The sequence below is a fragment of the Thiomicrospira sp. genome (genome assembly GCF_014859555.1).
Lineage (GTDB): Bacteria > Pseudomonadota > Gammaproteobacteria > Thiomicrospirales > Thiomicrospiraceae > Thiomicrospira.
This window is the reverse complement of sequence record NZ_JACUTY010000093.1, coordinates 1-3,860: the sequence shown is the minus strand read 5'-3', so window position 1 is coordinate 3,860 and position 3,860 is coordinate 1. Positions and strand designations below refer to the sequence as shown.

3 protein-coding genes and 1 pseudogene are annotated in these 3,860 nt (G+C 46.5%); 2 read left to right on the top strand and 2 right to left on the bottom strand.

The window, feature by feature from the left end:
* The first annotated feature begins 105 nt into the window (after window positions 1-105).
* The gene (locus IBX48_RS09960) at window positions 106-1,023 is read left to right on the top strand and encodes an L-lactate permease (protein ID WP_296834039.1); all 918 of its coding nucleotides are present in this window, start codon (window positions 106-108) and stop codon (window positions 1,021-1,023) included.
* Window positions 1,024-1,051: 28 nt separating this feature from the next.
* Here IBX48_RS09960 and IBX48_RS10645 read toward each other — a convergent pair.
* A pseudogene (locus IBX48_RS10645) lies at window positions 1,052-2,194 on the bottom strand (IS4 family transposase).
* A 102-nt stretch (window positions 2,195-2,296) separates the two neighbouring features.
* Here IBX48_RS10645 and IBX48_RS09945 point away from each other — a divergent pair.
* The gene (locus IBX48_RS09945) at window positions 2,297-3,103 is read left to right on the top strand and encodes an L-lactate permease (RefSeq protein WP_296834034.1); all 807 of its coding nucleotides are present in this window, start codon (window positions 2,297-2,299) and stop codon (window positions 3,101-3,103) included.
* On the opposite strand, the gene IBX48_RS09940 is transcribed toward IBX48_RS09945, so the two are convergent.
* The coding region (locus IBX48_RS09940; RefSeq protein ID WP_296834031.1) for a hypothetical protein at window positions 3,100-3,860 on the bottom strand (761 nt) is incomplete at its 5' end. The genes IBX48_RS09945 and IBX48_RS09940 overlap by 4 nt on opposite strands.

Genomic DNA, 3,860 nt, shown 5'->3' with positions numbered 1-3,860 from the left:
GTCTACCACATACAGACTGTAATTTAAGCACTTAAACGGCATAAAAAGCGAACTGTTATAACTTGAAACCGCGTAATCAGAAAAATTAAAATTTTCAGGAAATCTATGACATTTCTACAAGTGTTGACGGCGGCCATGCCGGTGTTAGCCGTGCTGTTATTTTTGGTTGTTATGCGCATGCCAGCTAGCCGCGCGATGGGTTTGAGTTTGGTGTTGGTGGTGGGCTTAGCTTGGTGGGCTTGGCAAGTGCCAGGGATTCAAATTGCGGCTTCAATATTAGAAGGTTGGGTGATTTCGGCTTCGATCTTGATTATTGTATTTGGCGCGATTGTGTTGCTCAACACCCTAAAAGTCAGTGGCGCGATCGAAGTGATTCGCGCCGGTTTTACCCAGATTTCACCCGACCGCCGAGTGCAAACCGTGATCGTGGGCTGGTTGTTTGTCGCCTTTTTAGAGGGGGCGAGTGGTTTTGGCACCCCGGCGGCGATTGTTGCACCTTTATTATTAGCGCTCGGTTTTCCGGCGATGGCCGCGGTGGTGTTGGCGTTGATTGCCGATAGTGCGGCGGTGTCTTATGGCGCGGTCGGTACGCCGGTAATTGTCGGTATCGGCCAAGGGCTAGTTGATCCAACCTATGATGAGATTATGCAAATCGCGGTTACGGCTAGTACGATTGATTTATTTGTCGCGAGTTTTTTGCCGCTGATTATGGTGCTGATTTTGACGCGGTTTTTTGGCGAAAATAAAAGTTGGCGCGAAGGCTTGGGTGCATGGAAGTTCGCCTTGCTCGGCGGGTTTTCTTTTACGATTCCAGCCTTATTGGTGGCGAAAACCTTAGGACCGGAGTTTCCGGCTATTTTGGGAGGATTAGCCGGCCTGGTGATGACGGTCATTGCCGCTAAAAAAGGGTTTTTAACGCCGAAAGAGGTGTGGTTATTTAAAACCGATCACTCAGAATTTTCCGCTAATGCGTTAAATGAACAACCACCAGGCCTGGCACTAGTGTCCGGAATAATTTTGTAAGCCCATAATTCATTATCATTGCGAGTCCTTATAACAGTGAGAGTTGTTGTTTTTCATACAATTCTCGCTGTTTTTTTCGCCTATAGTAGTCACTTATTTGGTTCGGCCTCTCGAACAAGCTATGTGTGAGTCGCCACAGCGTGAGCCTCATCGGTTCAATTTGATGGTGTGCCATCTGCTCGATTTTGATGAGCAGATACACAATCAAGGCCGATAAAACTTGAATACGAACCGCATTCGGGTTGTGACCAATAAAGCGTTTGATTTTTAAGTGCTGCTTAACCCATTTGAAGAACAGCTCAATCTGCCAACGCTGTTTATACAACTGTGCAATCGCTTGCGGTGAGCGTGTAAAGTCGTTAGTCACCAGTTCTAAATGACCTTTGTTATCTTCACGCTTGACGACAACTCGGCGCATTTGGAATTGAGCGAGTCGCTTTTTCTGACCGGTTCCTGTGAACTCAATACATTGATCTTGGAGAATGTGCGGATCTTGTGGATCTAACAGATAGGATTGAACAACATTGAATACTGCGCTCTTTTGTAACCGACTCACCAGCTTGATTTGCTGTTCACTCAGTTGTTTCCACCAAGCATAATCGATATACCCTCTATCCATGACATAGGTTGATCCCGGTTCTAATGCCCAGATACGCGCTTAGTTAATGTCTTGCACATTCGCATCGGTCAACTCAAAACATACCGGCACTTGGTTGGATAGTTCCAATTGCATGTGCAATTTAAAGCCTTTGATGCGTGAGCCGCGTAACGCCCAATCATAACCTTGGCCAAGCAATTGAATGGGGCTTGAGTCAATCAAGTAGGTGAAGCTGTCGAGCTCTTTACGTAACCGTCGATTCACCTGACCCATCAATTGCTGGCATAAGGCAAGATAGACATCGGCAGAACGTTTGGCATTGGCTTCCGATAAGGTGCTGCGTTTAAGCGCATGAACACCGAGGTGATAGTGATGGTGCGCTTGTGCGTTAAAGCCTTCTACCAACTGACGTAATGACTTGGCACCACTGAGTTGGGCATACATCATCGCCACCAATTGATTCCATGTGCTAAAACCTTTGGCGTGTTTATCGGTTTGGTATTGGGTGACTAAGGAATTAAATGTGGTGCGAATGGGTTTTAAAAATTGCGCGAATCGAGTAGAGTTAAACACAGCCGTCGTCTCCTTTTTGAAGTCTTTCTTTTGTCGGAAATACCTCTATCCTAGGAACGACGGCTTTTTTGTCAACCCTTCTTTATTTTATTCCGGACACTAGTGCCAGGCCTGGTGAAAATTCAGGGCTGCGAAAAATCGCCCGCTTTATCCTGTCTCGCGGTTGAACCGAAACAACATCATGGTTTATCTTTATACCAGGCCTGGCTGCCTTATGTTCTGGTCGCAGTGGTGTTGGTGTTGAGTCGGTTGTATTTTTTACCGTTTAAAGCCTGGCTCACCAGTGTGAGTTTAGAGTTTAATAGCATTTTAGCGACCGAAATTACGGCGACCTTGGTGCCGTTTTATTTGCCTGGTGCGTTATTTATGCTGGTCGCTTTGATCACCTTGGCATTGCATAAAGTGCCGCTGAAACAAGCCGGCCTGGCTTGGGGGCGTTCAGCCAAGGTGATGTGGCCGACCATTATTGCGTTGGGTGCGTCAGTGCCGATGGTGCGGATTTTCTTAAACTCTGGGGTGAATGAGGCGGGGTTTCTGTCAATGCCGATGGAGTTAGCGGCCTTAGAGGCGAGCACCTTTGAAGGTAATTGGCTATTAGCCGCCCCGTTTGTCGGTGCGCTGGGGAGTTTTATCGCTGGTTCCGCTACCTTTTCGAATATGATGTTTGCCCAATTCCAAGAATCCACCGCGCTGGCCACCGGCTTGCCGACCCATTGGATTTTGGCGCTGCAAATGCTGGGCGCGAATGCGGGTAATATGATTTGTGTGGTCAATGTAGTCGCCGCCGCCTCGGTGGTGAACCTGGTCGGCAAAGAAGGCCAGATCATCCGCTACACCCTAATGCCGATGTTATTTTATGTGATCAGCGTTGGGGTGGTTGCGATGCTAGCGATTTCGGTTTTGCATTAGTTACAGGCAATAAATGAACTTGAACCAGTTGACGCTCTACATAGAATTGTTGTTGCATCTAAGCGATCAAGCGTTCGGTTTAAGTCCGTGCCAAGTTCAGTAGCGGTTTTATTTAAATAGATTGTTCCTGTTACACTGGCTCTCAGTCCGGTGTTTCCTTGGACGTTGCCGCCAATGTACAAGCTGTTAGTGCTTCCTTGCAACATTTGGATTGTTGAGCCTAAGGCTAAGTCACCATAAATTATGACTTGGTTGTCACCATTGCCATCTATATAAATTTTGCCTTCATTACTCTGAAAAACCTGAACGTAATTCTCTTGGTTTCCTATGAGGTTAATTTCACCTCTATCTGTTATTTTGCCCTCAATATAGACTTTTTTGGTTTGCTGGTTACGTGATAGTTTAGAGTCCAAGTCGCCTTTAATGTATATGGTGTCATTACCATTGGCGAGATTAAGGTCTTGAGTCGCATCACCAGTAATATAGATATTGTCATCCACACTGGCTTCTGTCTTGCCATCATTAATTCCAGATGTTTGATCGGCATCCGTTCCGTCAATCTGAGTGAATTGATTTGGGTCGTTTAACTCTGTTTCAGTTGGTGCAGTTGGAAAGCCAGCATAATTGTCTGGAAGTGTTTGATCTGTAGGGTCACTGTTGTCACCATTGGTGTATTCGCTTGACCCAGAGAGCAACCCGGCGGCGTGTTTGATTTCCAGGCTGGACAACCAAATCAATACATCATCAAACGCATTCG

What these genes read in the sequence shown, in the direction of transcription:
- IBX48_RS09960 (WP_296834039.1), top strand. Translation starts at nt 106, where the DNA reads ATGACATTTCTACAAGTGTTGACGGCGGCCATGCCGGTGTTAGCCGTG.